The 22,828-nt window shown below is 70.3% G+C and carries 20 protein-coding genes and 2 tRNA genes; 12 read left to right on the forward strand and 10 right to left on the reverse strand.

The annotated features are described in order from the left end of the window. The first annotated feature begins 64 nt into the window (after window positions 1-64). A complete protein-coding gene (locus tag FHY02_RS00360) occupies window positions 65-868 on the forward strand; it encodes a hypothetical protein (protein WP_183919449.1) in 804 nt (267 codons plus the stop codon). Then, window positions 865-1,611 carry a hypothetical protein gene (locus FHY02_RS00365; RefSeq protein ID WP_183919451.1) on the forward strand — a complete coding sequence of 249 codons (747 nt, stop codon included), beginning with the start codon at window positions 865-867 and terminating at the stop codon, window positions 1,609-1,611. The genes FHY02_RS00360 and FHY02_RS00365 overlap by 4 nt, the downstream gene beginning before the upstream one ends. Here FHY02_RS00365 and FHY02_RS00370 read toward each other — a convergent pair. Genes FHY02_RS00370 through FHY02_RS00380 form a run of 3 tightly spaced genes read right to left on the reverse strand, consistent with a single transcriptional unit; the run spans window position 1,581 to window position 3,497 of the window. Then, the gene (locus FHY02_RS00370) at window positions 1,581-2,174 is read right to left on the reverse strand and encodes a GNAT family N-acetyltransferase (RefSeq protein WP_183919453.1); all 594 of its coding nucleotides are present in this window, start codon (window positions 2,172-2,174) and stop codon (window positions 1,581-1,583) included. The two genes, FHY02_RS00365 and FHY02_RS00370, sit on opposite strands and share 31 nt — an antisense overlap. Beyond that, window positions 2,165-3,004, reverse strand: a complete 840-nt coding sequence (gene hemF, locus FHY02_RS00375; protein ID WP_183919455.1) for an oxygen-dependent coproporphyrinogen oxidase — start codon at window positions 3,002-3,004, stop codon at window positions 2,165-2,167. Before hemF ends, FHY02_RS00370 begins: the two co-directional genes overlap by 10 nt. Window positions 3,005-3,038: 34 nt before the next feature. Next, entirely contained in the window at window positions 3,039-3,497 is a 459-nt protein-coding gene (locus FHY02_RS00380; RefSeq protein ID WP_183919457.1) for a tRNA (cytidine(34)-2'-O)-methyltransferase, read from the reverse strand. A gap of 180 nt (window positions 3,498-3,677) precedes the next feature. On the opposite strand from FHY02_RS00380, the gene petA reads away from it, so the two are divergent. From petA to FHY02_RS00410, 6 genes are all read left to right on the forward strand, one after another. Further along, window positions 3,678-4,262, forward strand: a complete 585-nt coding sequence (petA, locus tag FHY02_RS00385) for a ubiquinol-cytochrome c reductase iron-sulfur subunit (RefSeq protein WP_183919459.1) — start codon at window positions 3,678-3,680, stop codon at window positions 4,260-4,262. Window positions 4,263-4,275: 13 nt separating this feature from the next. Beyond that, complete coding sequence (locus FHY02_RS00390) at window positions 4,276-5,562, forward strand: cytochrome b N-terminal domain-containing protein (RefSeq protein WP_183919461.1); 1,287 nt, start codon at window positions 4,276-4,278, stop codon at window positions 5,560-5,562. A gap of 30 nt (window positions 5,563-5,592) precedes the next feature. Next, window positions 5,593-6,435, forward strand: coding sequence for a cytochrome c1 (locus FHY02_RS00395; protein ID WP_183919463.1), 843 nt, complete (start codon window positions 5,593-5,595; stop codon window positions 6,433-6,435). 196 nt (window positions 6,436-6,631) lie between these two features. Further along, window positions 6,632-9,070, forward strand: coding sequence for a TonB-dependent siderophore receptor (locus FHY02_RS00400; RefSeq protein WP_183919465.1), 2,439 nt, complete (start codon window positions 6,632-6,634; stop codon window positions 9,068-9,070). Window positions 9,071-9,113: 43 nt separating this feature from the next. Next, window positions 9,114-9,190 (forward strand) — tRNA-Arg (locus tag FHY02_RS00405). Between the two features lie 66 nt (window positions 9,191-9,256). Further along, window positions 9,257-10,951: a GH39 family glycosyl hydrolase gene (locus FHY02_RS00410; protein WP_260172528.1), complete on the forward strand. Its 1,695-nt coding sequence runs from the start codon at window positions 9,257-9,259 to the stop codon at window positions 10,949-10,951. A gap of 344 nt (window positions 10,952-11,295) precedes the next feature. Here the strand turns inward: FHY02_RS00410 and FHY02_RS00415 are convergent, their stop codons facing one another. Then, the gene (locus tag FHY02_RS00415) at window positions 11,296-12,078 is read right to left on the reverse strand and encodes a DUF1080 domain-containing protein (protein WP_221190219.1); all 783 of its coding nucleotides are present in this window, start codon (window positions 12,076-12,078) and stop codon (window positions 11,296-11,298) included. A 192-nt stretch (window positions 12,079-12,270) separates the two neighbouring features. Between FHY02_RS00415 and FHY02_RS00420 the strand changes: the two genes are divergently transcribed. Continuing rightward, window positions 12,271-12,474, forward strand: a complete 204-nt coding sequence (locus FHY02_RS00420; protein ID WP_183919469.1) for a hypothetical protein — start codon at window positions 12,271-12,273, stop codon at window positions 12,472-12,474. A 57-nt stretch (window positions 12,475-12,531) separates the two neighbouring features. On the opposite strand, the gene FHY02_RS00425 is transcribed toward FHY02_RS00420, so the two are convergent. The 4 genes from FHY02_RS00425 to FHY02_RS00440 all read right to left on the reverse strand — a co-directional run bounded on the left by FHY02_RS00425 (window position 12,532) and on the right by FHY02_RS00440 (window position 18,052). Then, complete coding sequence (locus FHY02_RS00425; RefSeq protein WP_183919472.1) at window positions 12,532-13,560, reverse strand: ferritin-like domain-containing protein; 1,029 nt, start codon at window positions 13,558-13,560, stop codon at window positions 12,532-12,534. Between the two features lie 10 nt (window positions 13,561-13,570). Beyond that, the gene (locus FHY02_RS00430) at window positions 13,571-14,563 is read right to left on the reverse strand and encodes a ferritin-like domain-containing protein (RefSeq protein ID WP_183919474.1); all 993 of its coding nucleotides are present in this window, start codon (window positions 14,561-14,563) and stop codon (window positions 13,571-13,573) included. 139 nt (window positions 14,564-14,702) lie between these two features. Further along, complete coding sequence (locus FHY02_RS00435; RefSeq protein WP_183919476.1) at window positions 14,703-15,386, reverse strand: response regulator transcription factor; 684 nt, start codon at window positions 15,384-15,386, stop codon at window positions 14,703-14,705. Next, window positions 15,386-18,052, reverse strand: coding sequence for a sensor histidine kinase KdpD (locus FHY02_RS00440; RefSeq protein WP_183919478.1), 2,667 nt, complete (start codon window positions 18,050-18,052; stop codon window positions 15,386-15,388). The genes FHY02_RS00435 and FHY02_RS00440 overlap by 1 nt, the downstream gene beginning before the upstream one ends. A 389-nt stretch (window positions 18,053-18,441) precedes the next feature. On the opposite strand from FHY02_RS00440, the gene FHY02_RS00445 reads away from it, so the two are divergent. Beyond that, on the forward strand, window positions 18,442-19,956 hold the full coding sequence (locus FHY02_RS00445) for a S10 family peptidase (protein WP_260172529.1): 1,515 nt from the start codon (window positions 18,442-18,444) through the stop codon (window positions 19,954-19,956). 233 nt (window positions 19,957-20,189) lie between these two features. Here FHY02_RS00445 and FHY02_RS00450 read toward each other — a convergent pair whose 3' ends face one another. Beyond that, a complete protein-coding gene (locus FHY02_RS00450) occupies window positions 20,190-20,678 on the reverse strand; it encodes a helix-turn-helix domain-containing protein (RefSeq protein ID WP_183919482.1) in 489 nt (162 codons plus the stop codon). Window positions 20,679-20,777: 99 nt separating this feature from the next. Between FHY02_RS00450 and FHY02_RS00455 the strand changes: the two genes are divergently transcribed. Both FHY02_RS00455 and FHY02_RS00460 read left to right on the forward strand, forming a co-directional pair. Then, window positions 20,778-21,863 carry a branched-chain amino acid aminotransferase gene (locus FHY02_RS00455; RefSeq protein ID WP_183921344.1) on the forward strand — a complete coding sequence of 362 codons (1,086 nt, stop codon included), beginning with the start codon at window positions 20,778-20,780 and terminating at the stop codon, window positions 21,861-21,863. 36 nt (window positions 21,864-21,899) lie between these two features. Further along, window positions 21,900-21,974, forward strand: a tRNA-Gln gene (locus tag FHY02_RS00460). 144 nt (window positions 21,975-22,118) lie between these two features. Here FHY02_RS00460 and FHY02_RS00465 read toward each other — a convergent pair. Further along, window positions 22,119-22,736 carry a hypothetical protein gene (locus FHY02_RS00465; protein WP_183919484.1) on the reverse strand — a complete coding sequence of 206 codons (618 nt, stop codon included), beginning with the start codon at window positions 22,734-22,736 and terminating at the stop codon, window positions 22,119-22,121. Window positions 22,737-22,828: the final 92 nt, after the last annotated feature.

Below are 22,828 nucleotides of genomic sequence, written 5' to 3' on the forward strand. Positions count from 1 at the left end.
TCCCTCGGCGCGGTTGGCAAGCCGTCGGCGGATCGCTAGGCCGGCGCGGGAAGGGGACGACGCGATGATCAGGATGGCCACGGTGTGGGAGCGCACGGTCGACGTGCTGCGCGGGCGCGCCGCGATCCTCGCCGGCATCGCCTTCGCCACGCTGTTCCTGCCCACGGTGTTGAGCGCGGCGGTGACGAGCTTCGTCGGTGACGTCCAGGCGGCGCGGCTGCTGGCCAGCCTGGTCTCGGCTGTGCTGATGCTGTTCGGCATGCTCGCGATCACCGCGGTGGCGAGCGACCCGCGCGTCGATCGCGGCGCGGCCTATCGGCTCGCCGCGAACCGGCTTCCCGCCGCGGTCGGCGTCACGCTGGTGCTGGTCATCGCGCTGTCGCTCACCTTCGTGCCGGGCACGCTCGCGCTGATCGCGGCGGGCGCGACCGTCACCGCGACGGGCATGGTGGAGATGCAGCGCGCCGCGGCCGGTCCGCTCGCGCTCTCGGCCGGGCTGATCCTCGTCGCTGCCGCGCTGCTGCTGTGGCTGGGCGCGCGGCTCGCGCCGCTGTTCGCGGTGGTGGTCAACGAGCGCCTCGGACTCGGCGCGATCCGCCGCGCCTTCGCGCTGACGCGCGGTGCCGCGGCGCGGCTGATCGCGGTGCTGATCCTCTACGCCGTGCTGGTGACGGTGCTCAGCGTCGCGGTGCGCTCGGTCGTCGGCGTCGTGCTGCGGCTGCTGCTCGACAGCGACGCTGCGGTGCTGTTCGGCACTTCGGTGGCGCTGGCGATCGTCAGCGCGGGCGCCACGGTGGTGCAGAACGCCTTCTACGCGCAATATTACGCCGCCGCGCGCGAGCGCGACGAGGCGGCGCCGTTCGCATGAGCCTGACCTTCGCCGGCCTGCTCTCGGTCGCGTGGCGGCTGTTCCGGCGCGACCGCGCGCTGGTGCTGCGGCTCGCCGCGCTGTTCGTCTTCCTGCCCGCCTTCGCCGCGCTGCTGTTGTGCGACCCGCTGCCGCCGTTGCCGCCCGCGCCGCGCGACGAGCTGATGATGCGCGCCTGGCTCGCCGCGGTGAGTGAGTGGGGGCAGGGCAACGCCTTGTTCTACGTGCTCGCGGACCTGCTCGCCGCGTACGGCGTGGCGGCGATCGCGCTGCTGCTGCTCGATCCCGACCGGCTGACGGTGGGGCAGGCGCTGGGTCAGGCGCTGGCGCGGCTGTGGTCGTTCGTGCTGGTGAGCGTGGCGGTGGCGGTGCCGGTCGGACTCGGCCTGTGGCTGCTCGTCCTGCCCGGGCTCTACGTCCAGGCGCGACTGATCGCGGCGGTGCCCGCCCTGGCGCGGCACCCGGCGCTGCGCGCGGGGCCGGCGCTGCGGCTGAGCTGGAGGCTGACGAAGGGGCAGGACTGGGCGATCACGGGCGCGCTCGTCACGCTGTTCCTGGCGCAATGGGTCGTCGTGTCGCCGCTGCTGAGCGCGGACGAGGCGCTGCGCGCGCCCGGCAGCGGCGACCCGGTGCTGCTCGCGCTGGTGGACGCGCTGCTCGCCGCGGTGCCCGCGGCCTATGCCATCGCGGTGCTGCTGATGGGCGTGGTGGTCTACCGCGTCGGGGCGAGCAGGGGCAGCTGAGGCGCGACGTCGGCGGGCAGCGCGCCGGTCACGCGCGGGTCGGTGAAGGTCTCGATCGTGCGACGCACCGGGGTGAAGCCCTGCGCGCGGTAGAAGCCCAGCGCCGAGGGATGGTCGAGCGTGCAGGTGTGGAGCCACACGCGGTTGACCCCCGCCACCCAGGCGCGCGCGAGCGTCTCCGCCATCAGCCAGCGGCCGTGGCCCTGCCCGGTCAGCTCGGGCACCAGCGCGAAATAGCCGACCTCGCAGGTTCCGGCCGAGCGGAAGTCGAGCTCGACCATGCCGACCTCGACGCCGGCCCGGTCGAGCGCGGCGAACACCTGCACCTGCGTGTCGTGGATGATCGCGGTGAGCGCGGCATCGTCCATGACGAGCCGCGAGAACCACAGCCAGCGCGCGCCGACGCGGCGGAACAGCGCGCGATATTTCTCCGGCTCCGGCCGTGCCCAGCGCACCAGCCGCAGCGGCGAGTCGGGTATCGGACGGAGCGGCGGACGACGGCGCATCTCCAGCGAGGTCACGACCGCGGCGATCTGGTCGGCGGGAAGGTGGGTCAGCCCCATGTCGCCACCGGCGGCAGGCTCATCAGGATCGCGTCGACGTTGCCGCCGGTCTTCAGCCCGAACAGGGTCCCGCGATCGTAGACGAGGTTGAACTCGGCGTAGCGCCCGCGCCATTCGCGCTGCTGCGCCACGTCCGCGTCGGTGAAGGGCAGGTGCATTCGGCGCCGCACGATCCGCGGGTACGCGTCGAGGAAGGCGCGGCCGACATCCTGGGTGAAGGCGAGATCGGCGGCGAAATCGCGCTCGAGGTGGTCGTAGAAGATGCCGCCGACGCCGCGGTGCACGCCGCGGTGCGGGATGTAGAAATACTCGTCCGCCCATTGCTTGAAGCGCGGGTAGTGCGCCGGATCGTGGCGGTCGCAGGCATCGCGCAGCGTGGCGTGGAAATCCTCGGTGTCCTCCGCGACCGGCAGCGGCGGGTTGAGATCGGCGCCGCCGCCGAACCAACGCTTGGTGGTGGCGAGGAAGCGCGTGTTCATGTGCACCGCGGGGACGTGCGGGTTGGCCATGTGCGCGACCAGGCTGATCCCGGTGGCGAAGAAGCGCGGGTCGTCACTCGCGCCGTGGATCGTCCGCGCGAAATCGCCCTCGAACGTGCCGCCGACGGTGGAGACGTTGACTCCGACCTTCTCGAACACGCCACCCTTCATCACGCCGCGCACCCCGCCGCCGCCGGGCGCGCCGCTGGGATCGGCGCGGTCCCAGGCGAGATAGTCGAAGCGCGCGTCGGAGCCGGCCTCGCGCTCGATCGCCTCGAACTCGGCGCAGATCAGGTCGCGCAGCTGCTCGAACCAGGTCCGGGCGGCGGTCTGCTGTTCGTCCAATATCATGGAGATGTGCTCTCGCCCGCGGGGAGGGCCCGGGTCAATCGGTCAATCTGTCCCACCCGCCGGTCTGGCGCAGCGCCTCGCCGAGGATCAGCGCGCCCGCGACCGCGACGTTGAGCGAGCGCAGCCCGGCGCGCATCGGCACGCGCACGCGCAGGTCGACGCGATCGTGGACGTGCGCCGGCACTCCCGCGCCCTCGCTGCCGAGCAGCAGCACGTCGTCCGCGGCGAAGCGCGCCTGCGGCAGCGGCACCGCGCCCGCGGTGGTGGCGAGCACGACGCGGCCGGCGACCGTGGCGAGGAAAGCGTCCCAGTCGGCGTGGCGTTTCACTTCAACGTGCGCGGCATAGTCCATCGCGGCGCGCGCCAGCCCGCGCTCGCCGAACGGGAAGCCCATCGGCTCGATCAGGTCGACCGCGACGTCGAGGCAGGCGCCGAGCCGCAGCAGCGTGCCGACATTGCCGGCGATATCGGGTTGGAACAGCGCGATCCGCATCGCCGCCGCTCTACGCAGGTTGTTGCGCGACCGCAAAATGGGATTGGCAAAGCGCGGGGCCCGCGGCTATCACCCCGCCAGACCGCCTCGGGGACGGGCAGGTCGCGCGGGGAGGCGGCATGTCGCGACGGCATCGGATCGACCCGGCGGGAGAATGAAACGGGTAGAGGTTTGACGCGAATGGCGACGGTCGAGAACAATATTCCGCCGGGCGAGGACCCCGCGCCCTATCACGAGACTGCCCACGACCCGCGCCGCCGCGACTTCATCAACATCGCCGCCGTGTCCTTCGCGGGCGTCGGCGCGGTCGCGATCGTGCTGCCGCTGATCAACCAGATGAACCCGTCCGCGGACGTGCTCGCGCTGTCGACCACCGAGATCGACATCTCGAAGATCGCGCCGGGTCAGGCGATCAAGGCGTCGTTCCGCAAGCAGCCGTTGTTCGTGCGCAATCTGACGCCCAAGGAGATCGGCGAGGCCAATGCGGTCGACGTCGGCTCGCTGCGCGACCCGCAGACGCTCGCCGAGCGCACCAAGCCGGGCAAGGAAAACTGGCTGATCACGCTGGGCGTCTGCACCCATCTCGGCTGCGTGCCGCTGGGCGCGGGCGAGGGCGAGAACAAGGGCCCGTTCGGCGGCTATTTCTGCCCGTGCCACGGCTCGGCCTATGACACCGCCGGCCGCATCCGCCAGGGACCGGCGCCGCAGAACCTGCACGTGCCCGATTACAATTTCACGTCCGACACCGTCGTGACGGTCGGCTGAGGGAGAACGAGAGATGAGCTTTCCCTGGGCCAAGCATTATGAGCCGAAGCAGCCGCTGATGCGCTGGCTGGACGAGAAGCTGCCGTTGCCGCGTCTCGCCTACAATGCCATCGGTGCGGGCTATCCGGTGCCGCGCAACCTCAACTATTTCTGGAACTTCGGCGTGCTCGCCGGGGCGGCGCTGGTGATCCAGATCGTCACCGGCGTGGTGCTGGCGATGCATTACGCCGCCAACGGCACGGTCGCGTTCGGCTCGGTCGAGAGCATCATGCGCGACGTCAACGCGGGCTGGTTCCTGCGCTACGCGCACGCCAACGGCGCGTCGATGTTCCTCGCCGTGGTGTACATCCATATCGGTCGCGGGCTGTATTACGGCTCGTACAAGGCGCCGCGCGAGATGGTGTGGCTGCTCGGCGTGGTCATCTTCCTGCTGATGATGGCCACCGCCTTCATGGGCTATGTGCTCCCCTGGGGGCAGATGAGCTTCTGGGGCGCGCAGGTGATCACCGGCTTCTTCTCGGCGATCCCGCTGGTGGGCGACACCATCCGCATCTGGCTGCTGGGCGGATTCGCGCCCGACAACGCCGCGCTGAACCGCTTCTTCTCGCTCCACTATCTGCTGCCGTTCGTGATCGCGGGCGTGATCATCCTGCACATCTGGGCGCTGCATATCCCGGGCTCGAACAACCCGACCGGCGTGGACGTGAAGGGCGAGCAGGACACGGTGCCGTTCCACCCTTATTACACCGCCAAGGACGGCGTGGGCGTGGCGGTCTTCTTCCTGATCTTCGCCACCTTCGTGTTCTTCTCGCCCAACCTGCTGGGACATCCGGACAATTACATCGAGGCGAACCCGCTCTCGACGCCGGCGCACATCGTGCCCGAATGGTATTTCCTGCCGTTCTACGCGATCCTGAAGAGCTTCACCGCCGACTTCATCCTGCCGGCGAAGCTGTGGGGCGTTCTGGCGATGTTCGGCTCGATCCTGCTGCTGTTCTTCCTGCCCTGGCTGGACAGCTCGCCGGTGCGCTCGGCCAACTACCGGCCGACCTACCGCTGGTTCCTGATCGTGCTGGTGGTCGACGTGCTGGTGCTCGGCTATGTCGGCGGCGCCGAGGCGACCGCGCGCAACGTGATGATGGGGCAGATCGCCGCGGCTTATTATTTCGCGCACTTCCTGATCATCCTGCCGCTGGTGTCGGCGGCGGAGCGGCCGCGGCCGCTGCCCAACTCGATCACCGAGGCGGTGCTGGCGAAGCACGGCGGCACCGCGCCCACCAAGACCGCGCTGGCGGGTTGAGAACGAGACGAAGAGGGGATCTGACAGGCAATGGTTCGTCTCATTTCACTGGTGATCGGTGCGGGGTTCGTCTTCGTGCTCGCACTGGCGCTGTTCTTCACCGCGAAGGACGCGATCCAGAATCCGGCGCCGCACACCGCCGAGCATGAGTTCCACCTGCATCCGGAGGACATCAAGCTGTCGTCCGCCGGCTGGTTCGGCAAGTTCGACCGCCAGCAGGTGCAGCGCGGCTTCCAGGTGTACAAGGAGGTCTGCGCGGCCTGCCACTCGCTGAAGTATGTCGCGTTCCGCGACCTGCAGAAGATCGGCTATTCCGAGGCCGAGGTGAAGGCGATCGCCAACCAGTGGGTGATCGAGCAGCCCAGCGTGAACCCGGAGACGGGTGAGGCGGCGACGCGCAAGAACCTGCCGTCGGATCACTTCCCGTCGCCGTTCGCGAACGAGGTCGCGGCGCGCGCCGCCAACGCGAACGCGCTGCCGCCCGATCTCTCGCTCATGACCAAGGCGCGCGAGGACGGCAGCAACTATGTGCACGCGCTGATCACGGGCTACCGCGACCAGCCGGCCGAGCTGCTCAAGAAGTTCCCCGACGCCAAGACGCCCGAGGGGCTGCACTACAACCCGTATTTCGCGAACCTCAACATCGCGATGCCGCCGCCGCTGACGTCGGACGGGCAGGTGACCTATTCGGACGGCACCAAGGCGACGCGCGACCAGATGGCGCGCGACGTGGCGGCCTTCCTCACCTGGACCGCCGAGCCCAACCTCGAGGCGCGCCACGCCGCCGGGCTGGCGGCGGTGATCTTCCTGATGATCTTCATCTACCTGACCTGGGGCGCGTACCAGAACGTCTGGCGCGAGGTGAAGCACTGAGCCTCACGGGGACGGGCGCCGCGCCCGTCCCCGTCCGCTCGCGCCGCAATCCACATCGGCCTGGTGGATCTTCGGTAGAAATGCTTGGCCGTTCACAATGCAGATTTGAGCCGCGGCGCGCCGAACCGGCGTAAAGCGATCCCAACCAACGCGCCGCGCGCCAACGTGCGGGCGCGGTAGAACAGGGATCCTCGCCATGCATCGCCTCGCCGCCAGCCTCCTCGTCACCAGCGCGCTGACCATGGTCGCGCCCGCCGCGCTCGCGCAGCAGCTGCAGCCGCAGGGCGAGCTGCCGCAGGCGCAGCCCGCGACCGAGGCGCAGGCCGCGCCGACGCAGGACAGCGCCGCGCTGCCCGCGGAGAGCGACGACATCGTCGTGACCGGCACGCGCGCCGCGGGGCGTACCCGACTCGACAGCCCCGCGCCGGTCGACGTGCTGAGCGGCGCGAGCCTCCAGCGCCAGGGCACCACCGAGGTGGCCGCGGCGCTCGCCGCTGTCGCACCTTCGGTCAACTTCCCGCGCGCCGCCGCGACCGACGCTACCGACGCCGTGCGCCCGGCGACGCTGCGGGGCCTCTCGCCCGATCAGACGCTGGTGCTGATCAACGGCGTGCGCGGCCACGCCTCGGCGCAGCTCAACACCAACGGCTCGGTCGGGCGCGGCTCGTCCGCGGTCGATCTCAACACCATCCCCGTGGCGGCGCTCGACCGGGTCGAGGTGCTGCGCGACGGTGCCGCCGCGCAATATGGCTCGGACGCGATCGCGGGCGTGGTCAACCTGCGGCTGCGCGAGGCGCGCTCGGGCGGCGGCGCGACCGTGACCTACGGCTTCTACGACACTCAGGTCGACACCGCGCGCGGCAGCCGGCACGTCACCGGCGAGAACAACGTCACCGCCTCGGCGTGGCAGGGGATCGGCTTCGGCAGCGACGGTTTCCTGACGCTCTCGGGCGAGTATAACCGCCGCCAGCCCACCAACCGCGCCGACTTCGACCCGCGCGTCTCGCCCACGCGTCTCACCGGGCGCTTCGGCGATCCGGCGCTCGAGCAATATACGCTCTTCGCCAACGCGGGCACCTCGCTCACCGACAGGTGGAGCGTCTACGGCTGGGTCGGCTATCAGGACCGTGACGTGCGCGGCGCCGCCTTCCCGCGGCTGCCGGGCGTAACCAGCGGCTACACCGTCAACGAGCTGTATCCCGACGGATTCCTGCCGATCATCAACACCAAGTCGACCGACCTCAACTCGGCGTTGGGCGTGCGCGGCGAAGTCGCGGGATGGAACGTCGATCTCAACCTGAGCTATGGCCGCAACCGCCTGTCGTTCCGCACGCTGGGCACCGCCAATTTCGCCGCGAGCAACGCCTCGCCGACCGCGTTCTACGACGGGCGGCTGATCTACGACCAGTGGGTCGCCGGGCTCGACGTGACGCGCAAGTTCGACGTGTTCCAGTCGCTCAACATCGCCTTCGGGCTCGAGGGCCGGCGCGAGGGCTATAAGATCGAGGCGGGCGAGGCGGCGGGCCAGCCGGTATCGGGCGTGTCGGCGGGCGCGCAGGGCTTCCCGGCGCTGACCCAGGCCAACGCGCTCGAGCGCTCGCGCCGCAACGGCAGCGCCTATCTCGACGTCGAGGCGCAGCTCACCGACGCGCTGCTGCTCGGTCTCGCCGGGCGCTTCGAGGATTACTCGGACTTCGGCTCGACCGCCAATGGCAAGGCATCGCTGCGCTACGACATCGCCGAGTGGCTGGCGCTGCGCGGCACGGTCTCGACCGGCTTCCGCGCGCCGTCGCTGCAGCAGCAATATTTCACCTCCACCGCCTCGGTGGTGCAGAACGGCGTTCCCTTCCTCACCGCGACGACGCCCTCGACCAGCGGGCTCGGCGCCGCGCTCGGCGGTGTCGCGCTCGACCCGGAGAAGTCGACCAACTTCTCGGCGGGTACGGTGATCCGCTTCGGCGGCTTCGATCTCTCGGTCGACGGCTATTACATCAAGCTGCGCGACCAGCTCGCGCTCTCCGAGAACATCAACGCCTCGTTCAGTCCCGCGGTCGCTTCGCTGCTGTCGCCCTATGGCGTGACCGCGGCTCGCTTCTTCATCAACGGTGTGCGCTCGACCACCAAGGGGATCGACGCGGTCGCGCATTACCGCCTGCGCACCGAGCGGGCGGGCGCGTTCGATCTCACCGTGGCGGGCAACGTCAACAAGGTGGAGGTGACCGACGTGCCGACCTCGACCGCGGTGCTCGATCCGGCGCCGACGTTGTTCGCGCGCAGCCGCGTGCTGACGGTCGAGCAGGGTACGCCCGGCGAGAAGGTGACGGGCACGATCGACTGGTCGCTCGACCAGCTCGGCGCGCTCGCCCGCGTGACCTACTACGGCGACGTCAACCAGCCGGGCACGACTCCCGCCGCCGACGTGCGCACGGGGCGTCACGCCGTGACCGACCTCGAGCTGCGTTATCAGGCGCTGCCCGGCGGCCAGGTCGCGCTCGGCGTGAGCAACCTGTTCGACGTCTATCCCGATCGCACCGTCCCCGCGAACAACTCGACCGGGGTGATCGGCTTCCCCTATTACTCGCCGTTCGGCTTCAACGGGCGCTACCTGTATGTCCGAGCCGGGGTGAGCTGGTGAGTGATTGACCCTCTCCGCGCGAGAACCTACGGGGGCGAGCGGCGCCCCCGTAGCTCAGCAGGATAGAGCGACGGTTTCCTAAACCGCAGGTCGTGAGTTCGAATCTCGCCGGGGGCACCAGCGCGCCCGACGCGCTTGCGCGGTCGCGCGTGCGCTCGCATCATCCTGTAAAAGGGGAGCAAAGCGATGCGCATGTGGAGACAGGGCCTGGTGATCGCAGCGGTGGCCGGCGCCGCGCCCGCCGGAGCGGCGCCCGACGACGCGCCCTTCGCGGTCACGATCGACGTCGACGCCGGGCGGGACGAGGGACCGGTGGTGCAGGAGTGGCGCTTCTTCGGCGCCGACGAGCCCAACTATGCGACGATGAAGGACGGTCGCACCACGTTGGCGACGCTCGGCGCGCTCGCGCCCGACCGGGTCTATTTTCGCGCGCACAACCTGCTCACCTCGGGCGACGGCACGCCCGCGCTGAAATGGGGCTCGACCGGCGTCTATCGCGAGGACGCGCAGGGGCGCCCGATCTATACCTGGACGATCGTCGACCGCATCTTCGACACCTATCGCGCGCGCGGGGTGAAGCCCTATGTCGAGCTCGGCTTCATGCCGGAAGCCTTGTCCACCAGGCCACAGCCCTACCAGCACGACTGGCGGCCGGGCAGCGGCGAGCTGCGCACCGGCTGGGCCTATCCGCCGCGCGACTATGCGCGCTGGGAGGAGCTGATCCATCAGTGGGTGCGTCACTGCGTGGAGCGCTATGGCCGATCCGAGGTGGCGAGCTGGTATTTCGAGACGTGGAACGAGGCCAACCTGCCGCAATATTACTGGGGCGGCACGCGCGAGGAGTTCTTCCGCCTGCACGACGCCGCGGTACGCGGGGTGCGGCGCGCATTGCCGGAGGCGCGCGTGGGCGGGCCGGACAGCGCGGGCGCGGGCGACGATTTCCTGGCGGCCTTCATGGCGCACGCGCGCGCCGCGGGCACGCCGACCGATTTCCTCTCGTTCCACGCCAAGGGCCAGCCCAAGGTGGTCGAGGGGGCGGGGGGCAGCCATGTCCGCATGGGGCTCAACACCCACCTGAAAGCCGCCGACCACGAGTTCGCCGCGATCGCGGCCGACCCGGTCTTCCGCACCAAGCCGATCGTGATCGGCGAGTCGGATCCGGAGGGCTGCGCCGCCTGCCAGGGGCCGGCGAACGCCTACCGCAACGGTACGATGTATTCGAGCTACACCGCCGCCTCTTTCCCGCGGCTGCGCGCGTTGGCGCGACGGCGCGGGCTCACATTGGAAGGCGTGCTGACCTGGGCGTTCGAATTCGAGGATCAGGCGCCGTTCGCCGGCTTCCGTCAGCTCAACTCGGGCGGGATCGACCTGCCGGTAATCAACACGTTCAAGCTCTTCGCCAAGATGAGCGGGCGCTACGTGAGCGCCCGGTCGGACCATCAGGTGTCGCTGGACTCGGCGCTGAGCGACGGCGTGCGCGGTGACGCCGACGTCGGCACCGTCGCGACGCGCGACGGCACCCGCGTGGCGGTGTTGGTGTGGCATTACCACGACGACGACATCGCCGGTCCCGCGGCAACGGTGCGCCTCCGGCTGCGCGACCTGCCGCGCGCTTATGGCGGCGGCGCGACGCTGACTCAATATCGCGTCGACGAGAGTCACGCGAACAGCTTCGCCGCATGGCAGAAAATGGGTTCGCCGCTGGCCCCGAGCGATGCGCAGCGCACCGCGCTGAAGCAGGCGGCGGCGCTCGACGCGATCGCGCCGGCGGAGCGTGTAGTGGTGCGGCGGGGAGCGGGCGAGATCGCCTTCACGCTGCCGCGCCAGGGGGTGTCGCTGCTGGTGCTGACGCCGGCCCGGGCGAGTGACGATGCGCGCTGAGCTCGGCCGCGCCACATCGGCGGCTGGTCTCGGCGTGGTTCAGGCCTTCCCCATGCCGCTCACCGTCATGCCGGACGTGATTCGTGACCTCCAAGAGTGATGATGTCGGCCTGATCGGCGCCGAGACCTTTTGCCCTGACAGGGATCGTTGCGAAGTTTTCGTCATCTCGGACTTGATCCGAGATCCATCGCGCCGCGCACGACGATGTCGTTGCTCCTGCGGAACCATGGATCCCGGCTCAAAGGCCGGGATAACGAGGGTGGGGAGCGCAAACACATCTATGCGATGATCCCCTGAAGGGAAGGGGGTACGACGCCCCTTCCAACCCCCAACCCTCGTGGCCTCACCCCCGCTCGGGCAGCTCGCGCACCCAGATGTTGCGGAAGCTGATCGGCTGGCTGGGGTCGCCGTGGTCCTGCAGCTTGATCGGCGCCTTGCCGTGCGGCTTGTAGCTGGGCTTGCCGATGTAGACCGTGCCGCCGCGCACCTCGGTATGATCCTGCACCAGCACGCCGTTGACATAGCCGGTCACGAAGGCGGGCCGGGTCACCGCGCCGTCGGCGCCGAAGCGCGGCGCCTCCCACGTGACGTCGATCGTCTGCCACTCGCCCGGCCGGCGCGCCGGATTGGCGAGCGGCGGCGTCTGCTTGTAGATCGCGCCGAGCTGCCCGTTGACGTAGGTCGGGTTGTTGTAGCTGTCCATGATCTGAAACTCGTAGCCGTCGTCGCCCGGCCCGGTGGAGGCGAGGAACAGCCCGCTGTTGCCGCGCGCCTGGCCCTCACCCGTGATGTTGGCGGGAATGCGATACTCCAGATGCAGCTGGTAGCTGCCGAACGACTGCTTGGTCTGGATGTTGCCGGTGCCCTTCTTCACCGTCACCGCGCCGTCGGCGACGGTCCAGCCGGCGGCGCCGCCGGTCTTCACCGAAGCCCAGCGGTCCAGCCCCTTGCCGTCGAACAGCACCACCGCGTCGGCGGGCGCGGTCCAGCCGGCGAAGGCGCCCGGCGTCACCACCGGCACCGCGGGCGACCATTGCTCGGTCGCCTTGGGATCACCTTGCTGCCCCTGCGCCATCACCGCGGACGAGGCGAGCGACAGCCCGACGCCCAGCACGATACCCTTCATAGCTCGCATCCTCTTCGATACTCCCGATCGCAATGCGGTTCGCATCCGCGCCGTTGGTAACGCGTCCGCGCGCAACCTCCTAGCCTTCGCGTCGCCTCATCGATCCGCGCGCGCCGACTGACAGAGATCAGGGCGATTCGGCGCGGCGGAAATCGTGCATGGTTCGTTCTGCCTTTGCCGAGGAGTTTCACCATGACCAATCGCGAAGCTGCCGAGCAGAAGGTGAGGGCGCTACACGCCGAGGAGGAGCGCGAGAAAGCGCTCGCGCGCGACCTGCCACCCGGCGACGACCAGGATCGCCACTGGATGCGTGGCGAGCGCCTCTCCGACGAGGCCTGGTCGATCGAGGAGCGCTACGACCTCGAGCCCTGGCCGAGTGGACTCTGGCCCGCCTGATTGAGCGCCTCGCCGCTCACCGCACCCTCGCTCGCGAGAGTGCGGTGAGCGGGCATGTCAGGCGTTGGCCTGACTGGTCTTGATCGTGCCGTTCAGTCCGGCGGGGAAGAAGCCGCCCGACGAGACCGCCGCCTTGTTCTGGTAGACGACGTTCAGCACCTGCGCGGCGTTGCGGCCGAGCACCAGCCCGCCGTCGTTGGTCGGCACGAGGTTGGCGGTGGTGGCGTCACCGATGTCTTGGTCATTCTCGGTGGAGCCGTCGAGCCCGTCGCGCGTGTTCGAGATCTGCGTGATACGGGTGTAGATGCTCGGCACCGTCAGGCCACGGCGCCACAGTTCGGAGCGGATCACGCCGTCGTGATAGCATTCGGTCGCGAGGATCCCCGCCGATGCTTCCAAGAAGGTCTTGTTGCTGATCAGCCGTGCCGCGCCGCGGTAGGCCGTCACGCCGACGTCGGTGAGCAGGTAGGAGCCGATCAGGAAGTTCTCGTCGTTGAGAAACGGGTCGAAGATGTCGGTCGCGCCGATCACGCCGGCGGCGCGCGCGGCGGCAGTGAAGGCGCCGACTGCGGTCGCGCCCGCGATCGTCACGCTCGCGCTGCCCGACAGGTTGATCGCCGGCTGCGCCACCGCGGCGCTGCCGAGATTGGCGCGCAGGAAGCCGATATGGCCGAGCTCGTCGAAGGCGATCTCGCGCGCATATTGCTGCACGACGGGGTCGGTGAAGGTCACCGCGCGCGCGGCCCCGTCGCCGCTGCCCGTCACCACCGCACCCTGCGCGCCGGCGCCGGTCTGCAGGTTTGCTGCGATGCCCTGGCCCGAGACCGCGTACGAATAATAATTGCCCTCGAGATACTCCAGCTGGAGCGCGAAATTGAGCACATCGGCGTCGCTCACGGTCGGCGTCGGCGTGGGTGAGACGGTGGGTGCGGGTTCGCCGTCATCATCGTCGTTACAGCCCGACAGCAGCGCGAGGCCGCCGGTCATCGCCGCCGCGCCGCCGCACAGCCGGATGAAGTTGCGGCGCGCACGACGCTGATGCTCGGCGCGCTCCATGAGGTCGAGAAACTCGGTCTGGTCGCTCATCGCCGCCTCCTCAGTTCGCGCCGGAGCGCCGCAGCGCCGCGTTGGGGTTGTTGGTGCCGTTGGGAAAGAAGCCGCCCGACGTGGCGGCCTGGCGCGTCAGATAGGCGATGTTGTGGACCTGCTCGGCAGTGCGGCTGAACACGATGCCGTTCTCGTCCGTCGGCACGATGTTGGCGGCGAGGCCGAACTGGTTCTGCACCGGCGTGACGCCCTGGTCGTCGTCGGTGACGCGCTGCGGCGGACCAGCCGAGACGGCGGCGCCGTCGAGCAGGTCGCGCGCGCCCGAGATCTGCTCGGTGATGGTCCAGACGGCCGGCACGTCGACGCCGCGGCGATAGAGTGCGCCGCGGATGATGCCGGCGTGGAACGCCTCGGCGGCGAGGATGCCGGCGGCGGCGTCGACGATATCGGGGTTGCTGAGCAGCGGCGACCCGCCCTTGTAGGCGGTGACGCCGACGTCCTCGAAGATATAGGCGGCGATCAGGAAGTTGTCGTCATTGGCATAAGGGTCGAAGACGCCGCCGCTGGCGCTGAGATCGACCCCGGCGGCGACGGCGGCGGCGGTGAAGACCGTCGCCGACAGGTCGATCGCCGGCTGGGCCACCGCTGCCGAGGTCAGCGCCTGGCGCAGCGAGGCGACGTGCGCCACCTCGTCGGCCGCGATCTCGCGCGCATATTGGATCACCGCGCGGTCGGTCAGATTGGCCTTGCGCGCACCGGTCACCGCGCCCTGCGTCTGCGTGCCGGTCAGCTGCGCCGCGGGCAGGCCTTCGCCACTATAGGCGTAGCTGTAGAACTGCGCCTCGAGATACTCGAGATTGAGCGCGAAGTTGAGGATATCGGTGTCACTCGGCGCGGACTGTGCCTCGGCGCGGCCGGCGAGCGCGAGCCCGGCGGTGCCCATCGCGACACCAGCGATCGCGGTCTTGAAGAAGTCGCGCCGCTGGTGACGACGCTCGACGCGCGCCTCCAGGGCATCGATGAGATGCTCACTCCCGGGCATAGATCTCTCTCCTGCCCCGATGATCAGCGGGGCGCCGGGCGCCCGTCGTTCCGAGCGCCGACCTCAGATACGAAGCAGGTTAGAAAAGGATGCTTGGCTTCTTGATCGAAAGCTTTTGATAAAGCTCAGGAATAGCCGTTCAGCCATCCCCGCGCAGGCGATAGCCCACGCCGAGCTCGTTGGCGATCACGCTGCCCACCTCGGCCGGCGCCTCCAGCTTCTGCCGCAGGTTGCGGATGACGATGCGCAGATATTCGATCCGCGCCTCCTCGTCGCCGCCCCAGGCAGCGGCGAGCACGCGCTGGTGGGTGACGACCTTGCCAAGGTGACGCGCCAGCTCGGCGAGCACGTCATATTCCTTGCGGGTGAGATGCACCTCGGCGCCGCCGCGCCGTACCTCGCGGCGGTCGAGATCGATGGCGAGGTCGCCGCGGCGGATCTCGCGCGGCGCGGCCGCACCGGCAGCACGGTGGCGCAACGCGACGCGGAGACGGGCGAGCAGCTCCTCGCTGTCGAACGGTTTGGTGACGTAGTCGTCCGCGCCGAGATCGAGCGCGCTCACCTTCTCCTCCACCGCGTCGCGCGCCGAGACGACCAGCACCACCGCGTCGCTGTGGTCACGCAGCAGCGGGATCAGGCTCAGCCCGTCGCGATCGGGAAGGCCGAGGTCGAGCAGCATCGCGTCGGGGTGCGTCGTCGCGCGCTGCTGCAAGGCGTCACGCGCGTTGCCCGCCTCGACCACGTCATAACCGGCGCGGGTCAGCGTGTTGCGCAGCAGCCGCCGGATCGCGGGCTCGTCGTCGATCACCAGCACGCGCGCCATCACGCCGCCTCGCCGGTCGAGGGACGCACGATCAGCGCGGGCGGGAAGACCAAAGCGAAGACGGCGCCGCACGCGTCCTCGCGGTTGGCGGCGGTGACGGTCATCCCCATCGCCTCGGCGAATGCCTTGACGATCGCGAGGCCCAGCCCAGTGCCCCCCGTGGCACGATCCGAGCCTTCCAGCCGGCGAAACGTCTCGAACACCTCGACCTCGCTCCCGGCGGGCAGCCCCGGCCCCTCGTCGAGCACGGCGAGGCGCAGCTCGCCGAAGCGGTGACGTCCCTCGATCACCACCGCGCTGCCCGGGTCACCATAGCGGCCGGCGTTGTCGAGCAGGTTGAGCAAGCAGTGATGGAGCAGCTGCGGGTCGGCGCGCACCAAGGGCAGGTCGGGCGGCACGTCGAGCCGAACGGCATGGCCCTCCAGCGCGCGGCGCGCGTCGTGTGCCGCGCCGGTCACCGCGTCGCTGAGGTCGACCGCGTCGACCCGCAGCCGCAGCGCGCCCGCCTCGACCCGCGCCATGTCGAGCAGGTTGGCGACGAAGCGGTTGAGTCGCTCCGCCTCGCTCTCGATCGTGCCGATCAGCTCGGGCGTGGCACCGTGGTGAAGTTGCGCCGCGGCGGCCATCACCGCGGTGAGCGGGGTGCGCAGGTCGTGGCTGACCGAGGAGAGCAGCGCCGCGCGCAGCCGGTCGCGCGTGCGCACCTCCTCGACGTCGCGCATCTCGGTGGCGAGCCGCAGCCGCTCGAGCACCAGCGCGGCCTGATCGACCAGGCTGGCGAGCAGCGGCAGCTGGTCGGCGCGGACCGGGTCACCGCCGGCGGCGCGCGCGACGCCGAGCACCGCCAGCACCCGCTCGCCCGCCTTGAGCGGCACGAACAGCCATTCCGACGCCGCCAGCGTGCCCGAGCCCTTGCCCGCGGTGGCGCCGGTGTCGAACGCCCAGCCTGCCGCGGCGCTGTCCATCGTCTCCAGCCGGTAGCCGGGATCGCTCGCGGCGAGGATGTCGAGCCCCGCCGCGGGCGAGCGGGTGAGCAGCACCACCTGGACGTCGAGCAGTCGGCGCACGTCGTCGCAGATCATCTGCGCGGCGCGGTCACGGTCGGTCACGCCGCTGATCTCGCGCAGGAAGCCCGCCAGCGTGGCGTTGGTGCGCGCGCTCGCCGCGGCGAGATCGGCCTGCGCGCGCACCCGCGCCGCGAGATGGCTGGTCGCCACAGCGACGCCGAGCAGCACGATCGCCGAGATCACGTTCTCGGGGTTGCTGATGCTCAGCGTGCCGACCGGCGGGAGGAAGAAGAAATTATAGGCGAGCGTCGAGGCCACGCCGGCGAACAATCCGCAGCGCAGGCCGAACAGGCTCGCCGCCGCCATCACCGGCAGGAGGTAGAGCAGCGCGATGTTGCCGAGGTCGATGACGTGCACCAGCGCGCTGCCCGCCGCGGTGACGCCCGCGACCATCGCCGCGGCGCTCGCATAACCCGCGGTGGTCCCCGGGGTCGGTGCGGCGCGCGTCCACGGCTCCCGCCCGGCGGCGGCGGGGACGGGGAGGACGTGGACGGTGACACCGGGCGTGTCGCGGATCAGCCGATCGACCACCGAACCGTGGCGCAGCTCGAACCAGCGCGAGCGCTGCGACTTGCCCATCACCAGTTGGGTCGCGCGCGCGTCGGCGAGGAAGCGCTGGATACCGTCGACGACGTCGGGCGCGGGTACCGTGGCCACCGCCGCGCCCAGCTGCGTCGCGAGCGTCATCGTCGCGGCGAGCCGCTGGTGCTGTGCCGGGGTGAAGCCGGCGGCGCGCGGCGTCTCGATGAACAGAGCGGTCCACGGCCCGCGCAGCCCGTCGGCGACGCGCTTGGCGGCGCGCACCAGCCCGTCGGCGCCGGGCAGTTCGTTGATCGCCACGACGATCCGCTCCCCGCCCGCCCAGGTGCCGCCGAGCCCGAGCGCGCGCACGTCGTCGAGCATCTGCGCGTCTACCGCCTGTGCGGCGCGGCGCAGCGCCAGCTCGCGCAGCGCCGACAGGTTCGACTTGGAGAAGAAATGCGACAGCGCGCGCGTCGCCTCCTGGGGCAGGTAGACCTTGCCCGCCTTCAGCCGCTCGATCAGCTCGTCGGGCGGAATATCGACCACCTCGATCTCGGCCGCCTCCAGGATGCGGTCTGGCACGGTCTCGCGCACTCGAACGCGGGTGAAGCTGGCGACGACGTCGTTGAGGCTCTCGACGTGCTGGATGTTGACGGTGCTGTACACGTCGATCCCGGCGGCGAGCAGCTCCTCCACGTCCTGATAGCGTTTGGGGTGGCGACTGCCGGGCGCGTTGCTGTGCGCCAGCTCATCGACCAGCGCGAGGCGAGGCGCGCGCGCGAGCACCGCGTCCAGGTCCATCTCGTGCAGCGTGCGCCCCTCATAGGCGATGGCGCGGCGCGGCACGACCTCCTGGCCGCGCACCAGCGCCTCGGTCTCGACGCGCCCGTGGGTCTCGACCACGGCGACGACGACGTCGACGCCGTCACGCCGCCGCGCCGCACCTTCGGACAGCATCTCATAGGTCTTGCCGACCCCGGGCGCGGCGCCGAGGAAGATCTTCAGCCGGCCGCGGCCCTCCTGCGCGGCGGCGCGCAGCAGCGCGTCCGGATCAGGGCGATCGCTGCCCGGCGCCATCAGCCGCCTCCCATAGGCGCGCCGGCGCCGCGCGCCGGGAGGGATGACGACGGCGCGACCTCGTTCATCGCGTTGAGATAGACCAGAATGCGCGGGAGCGGGAGCAGGATCGTCGCGGCGCGACGGTCGGAGGGCAGGGAGACCTTGCCGCCCGACGCGGTTGCTTCGGACGCCTGCGCACCGGCACGATCTGGCGGACCCGGCATAGGAATGCCAGGTCGAAAGGGGCCAAACGCATAGCGCCGACATATAGTGAGGAGAGTGGCCTTGCTCTCGGCGCCGCGACGCGCCACCTCGGCTCTCGCGCGGCTTGCCAGCCGCGCGTGGGGGACTACACCGTCAGCGACATGAGCCGCGGCGCAATCGCGGCCACACAGGGATCGTACATCTTGGCCAGACCGTTCCGCCTGCTGCTCGCCACCTTGCTCTTCGGCACCAGCGGCCTCACCCACGCCCAGTCCGACAAGACCGACAAGACCATCACGAAGGTCGAGAGCAAGAAGGAGGAGGAGGCGCTCAAGCTGCCGCCGCTCCCGGCCGACAAGACGATCACGCAGAGCGCGCGGATCAACGGCCGTGCGATCAGCTACAAGGCGACGGTCGGCACGATCGCGGTGCGCGACGACAGCGGCAAGGAGATCGGCCAGGTCGTCTACACCGCTTATGTCGTGCCGGGGCGCGATCCGTCGCGGCCGGTGACGTTCGCCTTCAACGGCGGTCCGGGAGCCGCCTCGGTGTACCTCAACATGGGCGCGGTCGGGCCCAAGCGGGTCCAGTTCGGGGCGCAGGGCGACTCACCGTCCGACGCGCCGGTCGCGCGCGACAATCCCAACAGCTGGCTCGACTTCACCGACCTGGTCTTCATCGATCCGATCGGCACCGGCTTCAGCCGCAGCCTGGTCGACGCCGACGCGACCAAGAAGGCCTTCTACGCCAACGATCCCGATATCCGGTACCTCTCCAAGGTCGTGTATGACTGGCTGGTAAAGGAGGAGCGGCTGCGCTCGCCCAAATATGTCATGGGCGAGAGCTACGGCGGCTATCGCGCGCCGCGCATCGCCTATGAGCTGCAGTCGCAGATCGGCGTCGGGATCAACGGCCTGATCATGGTCTCGCCGTACCTCGATCCCGCCTCGGGCGACGACGCCACCGCGCTGTCGCCGCTGCCGTGGATGATCGACCTGCCCTCGATGGCGGCGGCGAACCTCGAGCGCGAGGGCAAGCTGACCCCCGCCGCGATGGCCGAGGTCGAGGCCTATACCCGCGGCGACTTCGCGCGCGACCTGCTGCGTGGCCGCTCCGACCCGGAGGCGACCGGGCGGGTCGTAGGCCGAGTCACCCAGCTCACCGGGCTCGACCCGGCGCTGGTGCAGAAGCTCGGCGGGCGGGTCGATAGCCGCACCTATCTGCGCGAGGTTCATCGCGCCGAGGGGACGATCGGCAGCGTCTACGATTCCAACGTCACCGCCTTCGATCCCTTCCCCTGGTCGGCGCAGCAGCAGTCGAACGACCCAATCCTCGACGCGCTGATCGCGCCGACCACCAGCGCGATGGTCGATTTCGTTACGCGCGAGGTCGGCTGGAAGACAGACGCGCGCTACAACGCGCTGTCGTACAAGGTGAACGAGGCATGGGACCGGGGCAAGCCGGCGGACACGCCGGTGACCGACCTGCGCAAGGCGATCGCCAACGATCCCAAGATGAAGGTGATGATCGTGCACGGCTGGGACGATCTGTCCTGCCCGTTCTTCGCGTCGCGGTTGATCGTCGACCAGATGCCGGCCTTCGGCGCGGCCGAGCGGGTGCAGCTACGCGTCTACCCGGGCGGGCATATGTTCTACTCGCGCAACGATAGCGGCGCCTCGTTCAAGGCCGACGCCCTGCGGCTATACGGGGCGGGGTGAGAGACGGGGCCGTGTGAGAGAAGACTTTCGGCGCGCGTAGCGTTGCACTGTTGCCGGCGTACCTTCCTCACATCCGTCATCCCGGACTTGGTCCGGGATCCACCGCGCCGCACACTCTATCGCCGACGTGTATGTGGAACGGCGACTCGCCAACCGAGCCCGGTTCGACCAAGCGGGGACACGGCACTCCGGGCGCGGCGCAGCGGACGCGCCGCGCCCCATCGCGATCCGCTTCAGCCGCGCAGCGCCTCGACCCGCCCCATCTCCTCGGGCGGGATCAGCCCCTCGAGCACCGCCCAGAAGCCGGTCACCGCGCCCTGGCCAGCGCGCGAATAGGCCGCCGACAGTTTCTCGCGCAGCGAGTCGTACAGCTCGCTCTCGAGCGCGGTGCCCTCCGCGGTGAGCCGCAGCAGCCGCTGGCGACGGTCGCGCTCGCCCGGGCGGGTCTCGACCATGTTGCGCTCGATCAGCTCGTTAAGGACGCGCCCGAGCGACTGTTTGGTGATCGCGAGCAGCGCCAGCAGCTCGCTCACCGGCATGTCGGGCTTGCGCGCGATGAAATAGAGCGCGCGGTGATGCGCGCGGCCGAGGCCCTGCTTGGCGAGCCCGCGATCGATCGAGCGCGTGATGTGGCTGTTGCCGAAATAGAGCAGCTCGATCCCGCGGCGGATCTCGGTCTCGCGCAGGAAAAGCGGCGAGGCGGATTGGGTTGAGGCAGCCATGTTGACCGGCTTTGCCATCGGCCCTAGGCCACCGCAACCCGGCAATGCGATCTCTTGTCGCGACGCCCGGCCATCGCCGACCCTGGTCCCTGGGAGCTGATTTCCGTGAACTTCGCGTTCGAGCCGCATCCGTCGCCCGTCCCCGCCAACGAGCGCGCCGCGCGGCTGGTAGACCCGGGCTTCGGTCGCGTCTTCACCGACCACATGGCGATCCTCCACTATTCGGAAGGGCGCGGCTGGCACGATGGGCGGATCGGCGAGCGCGTGCCGCTGACGATGGATCCGGCCTCGTCGGTGCTCCATTACGCGCAGGAGATTTTCGAGGGCCTCAAGGCGTATCGGCTCGAGGACGGCGGGCTGGCGCTGTTCCGCCCCGAGGCCAACGCGCGGCGCTTCAACGCCTCCGCGCGGCGCATGGCGATGCCCGAGCTGCCCGAAGAGCTGTTCCTCGAATCGTGCGAGCGGCTGGTGCAGACCGAGCGCGACTGGATGCCCTCGGTGGAGGGCGGCTCGCTCTACCTGCGCCCGTTCATGATCGCCTCGGAGGCGTTCCTCGGCGTCAAGCCGTCGGCCGAGTATCTCTACATGGTGCTTGCCTCGTCGGTCGGCGCCTATTGGAAGGGCGGCGCGCGCGCGGTGTCGCTGTGGGTCAGCCACGAGTATACGCGCGCCGCGCCCGGCGGCACCGGGGCCGCCAAGTGCGGCGGCAATTATGCCACCAGCCTGATCGCGCAGCAGGAGGCGATTCGCCGCGGCTTCGACCAGGTCGTGTTCCTCGACGCCGCCGAGCGGCGCTGGATCGAGGAGCTGGGCGGCATGAACATCTTCTTTGTGTTCGAGGACGGTTCGCTCCAGACCCCGCCGCTGACGGGCACGATCCTGCCCGGCATCACGCGCGATTCGATCCTCCAGCTCGCGCGCGACGAGGGACTGGTGGTGCGCGAGGAACCCTATGCGATCGAGCAGTGGCGCGCGGATGCGGCGAGCGGCCGGCTGGTGGAGAGCTTCGCCTGCGGCACCGCCGCGGTGGTGACCCCGATCGGCCGCGCCGCCGGCCCGGACTATGAGTTCACGATCGGCAGCGGCGCGACCGGCCAGCTGACCGCACGCTTCCTCGACCGGCTGAGCGCGGTGCAACGCGGGCGCGCGCCCGACCCGCACGGCTGGCTGCGACGTATCGGTTGAGTTGTGCGCCGCGCGCGGCTAAGCGCGCGGGCCTGTTGGGGCGTCGCCAAGCGGTAAGGCACCGGTTTTTGGTACCGGCATTCGCAGGTTCGAATCCTGCCGCCCCAGCCAGTCAGCGAGTCCTCCTCGGTGAGACGCGGCGGCGCCGCCATGACCGGCGGTTGCGGCGCGCGAGCAGCAGCGAGAGCATCGCCTTCCTTTGAACGGCAGCGAGGCCCCGGATCGCTCCGGGGCCCCTCCTTCACGCCGGTGCGCTCAGCGCGGAGTCGCCCCGGTGTCGGCCGGTGGCGGAGGCGGCGGTGCGCTCCCGGCGGGCGCTGGCGCGGTCCCCGCGGCCGGCGGCGGCGGCGGCGGCGGAGCGCCCGCGCCTGGGGGAGGCGGCGCCCCGGCACCCGGGGGCGGCGGTGGAGGCGGGGGCGCACCAGCGCCCGGCGGGGGCGGCGGCGCTCCGGCACCCGGCGCGGGGGGCGGCGGCGGCGCACCCGGCCCGCGCGGCGGCGGGCCGACCTCGCGCGCGCCGGCGCTGTCGACCAGGAAGCGCGCGCGCAGCTGGCCGTCACCGTACCGGCCCTGCACCAGCACCGGCGCGCCCGCGTTCGGCGCCGAGCCGCGCCCGGCGTCGACCAGCGCGCGCCCGGTCGAATCCTCGACGACGAAGCGGTCGCCGTACACCGCGGCGACGCGGCCGCGCACCGTGACCACACCGCTCGACTGGGGCAGCTTGGCGACCGCGGTCGGCACGGTCGGCGCCATCTCGACCGCGGGACGAGTCAGCGCCATCGCGCCGGCGCCGCCCGCGGCGCCGATCGCCAGTAGCGCCGCACCCGCCAAAGCGACGCGGCGCGGGGCAGTGATATGGGGTAGAAGGGTCATCGATCAGCTCCTCTGCTTGCGATGCACCGTCTCTACGCCCACCCCCCGCCACCCGCGCTGAACCGGGTGGTTCAGTTTCGGTTTAAGCCGGG

It is taken from the genome of Sphingomonas sp. BK069, assembly GCF_014193405.1.
In the GTDB taxonomy this organism is placed as follows: domain Bacteria; phylum Pseudomonadota; class Alphaproteobacteria; order Sphingomonadales; family Sphingomonadaceae; genus Sphingomonas.

Coding starts and splice junctions, on each gene's coding strand:
- FHY02_RS00360 (WP_183919449.1), top strand. CDS start 65: ATGATCAGGATGGCCACGGTGTGGGAGCGCACGGTCGACGTGCTGCGC.
- FHY02_RS00365 (WP_183919451.1), top strand. CDS start 865: ATGAGCCTGACCTTCGCCGGCCTGCTCTCGGTCGCGTGGCGGCTGTTC.
- FHY02_RS00370 (WP_183919453.1), bottom strand. CDS start 2,174: ATGGGGCTGACCCACCTTCCCGCCGACCAGATCGCCGCGGTCGTGACC.
- hemF (WP_183919455.1), bottom strand. CDS start 3,004: ATGATATTGGACGAACAGCAGACCGCCGCCCGGACCTGGTTCGAGCAG.
- FHY02_RS00380 (WP_183919457.1), bottom strand. CDS start 3,497: ATGCGGATCGCGCTGTTCCAACCCGATATCGCCGGCAATGTCGGCACG.
- petA (WP_183919459.1), top strand. CDS start 3,678: ATGGCGACGGTCGAGAACAATATTCCGCCGGGCGAGGACCCCGCGCCC.
- FHY02_RS00390 (WP_183919461.1), top strand. CDS start 4,276: ATGAGCTTTCCCTGGGCCAAGCATTATGAGCCGAAGCAGCCGCTGATG.
- FHY02_RS00395 (WP_183919463.1), top strand. CDS start 5,593: ATGGTTCGTCTCATTTCACTGGTGATCGGTGCGGGGTTCGTCTTCGTG.
- FHY02_RS00400 (WP_183919465.1), top strand. CDS start 6,632: ATGCATCGCCTCGCCGCCAGCCTCCTCGTCACCAGCGCGCTGACCATG.
- FHY02_RS00410 (WP_260172528.1), top strand. CDS start 9,257: ATGCGCATGTGGAGACAGGGCCTGGTGATCGCAGCGGTGGCCGGCGCC.
- FHY02_RS00415 (WP_221190219.1), bottom strand. CDS start 12,078: ATGAAGGGTATCGTGCTGGGCGTCGGGCTGTCGCTCGCCTCGTCCGCG.
- FHY02_RS00420 (WP_183919469.1), top strand. CDS start 12,271: ATGACCAATCGCGAAGCTGCCGAGCAGAAGGTGAGGGCGCTACACGCC.
- FHY02_RS00425 (WP_183919472.1), bottom strand. CDS start 13,560: ATGAGCGACCAGACCGAGTTTCTCGACCTCATGGAGCGCGCCGAGCAT.
- FHY02_RS00430 (WP_183919474.1), bottom strand. CDS start 14,563: ATGCCCGGGAGTGAGCATCTCATCGATGCCCTGGAGGCGCGCGTCGAG.
- FHY02_RS00435 (WP_183919476.1), bottom strand. CDS start 15,386: ATGGCGCGCGTGCTGGTGATCGACGACGAGCCCGCGATCCGGCGGCTG.
- FHY02_RS00440 (WP_183919478.1), bottom strand. CDS start 18,052: ATGGCGCCGGGCAGCGATCGCCCTGATCCGGACGCGCTGCTGCGCGCC.
- FHY02_RS00450 (WP_183919482.1), bottom strand. CDS start 20,678: ATGGCTGCCTCAACCCAATCCGCCTCGCCGCTTTTCCTGCGCGAGACC.
- FHY02_RS00465 (WP_183919484.1), bottom strand. CDS start 22,736: ATGACCCTTCTACCCCATATCACTGCCCCGCGCCGCGTCGCTTTGGCG.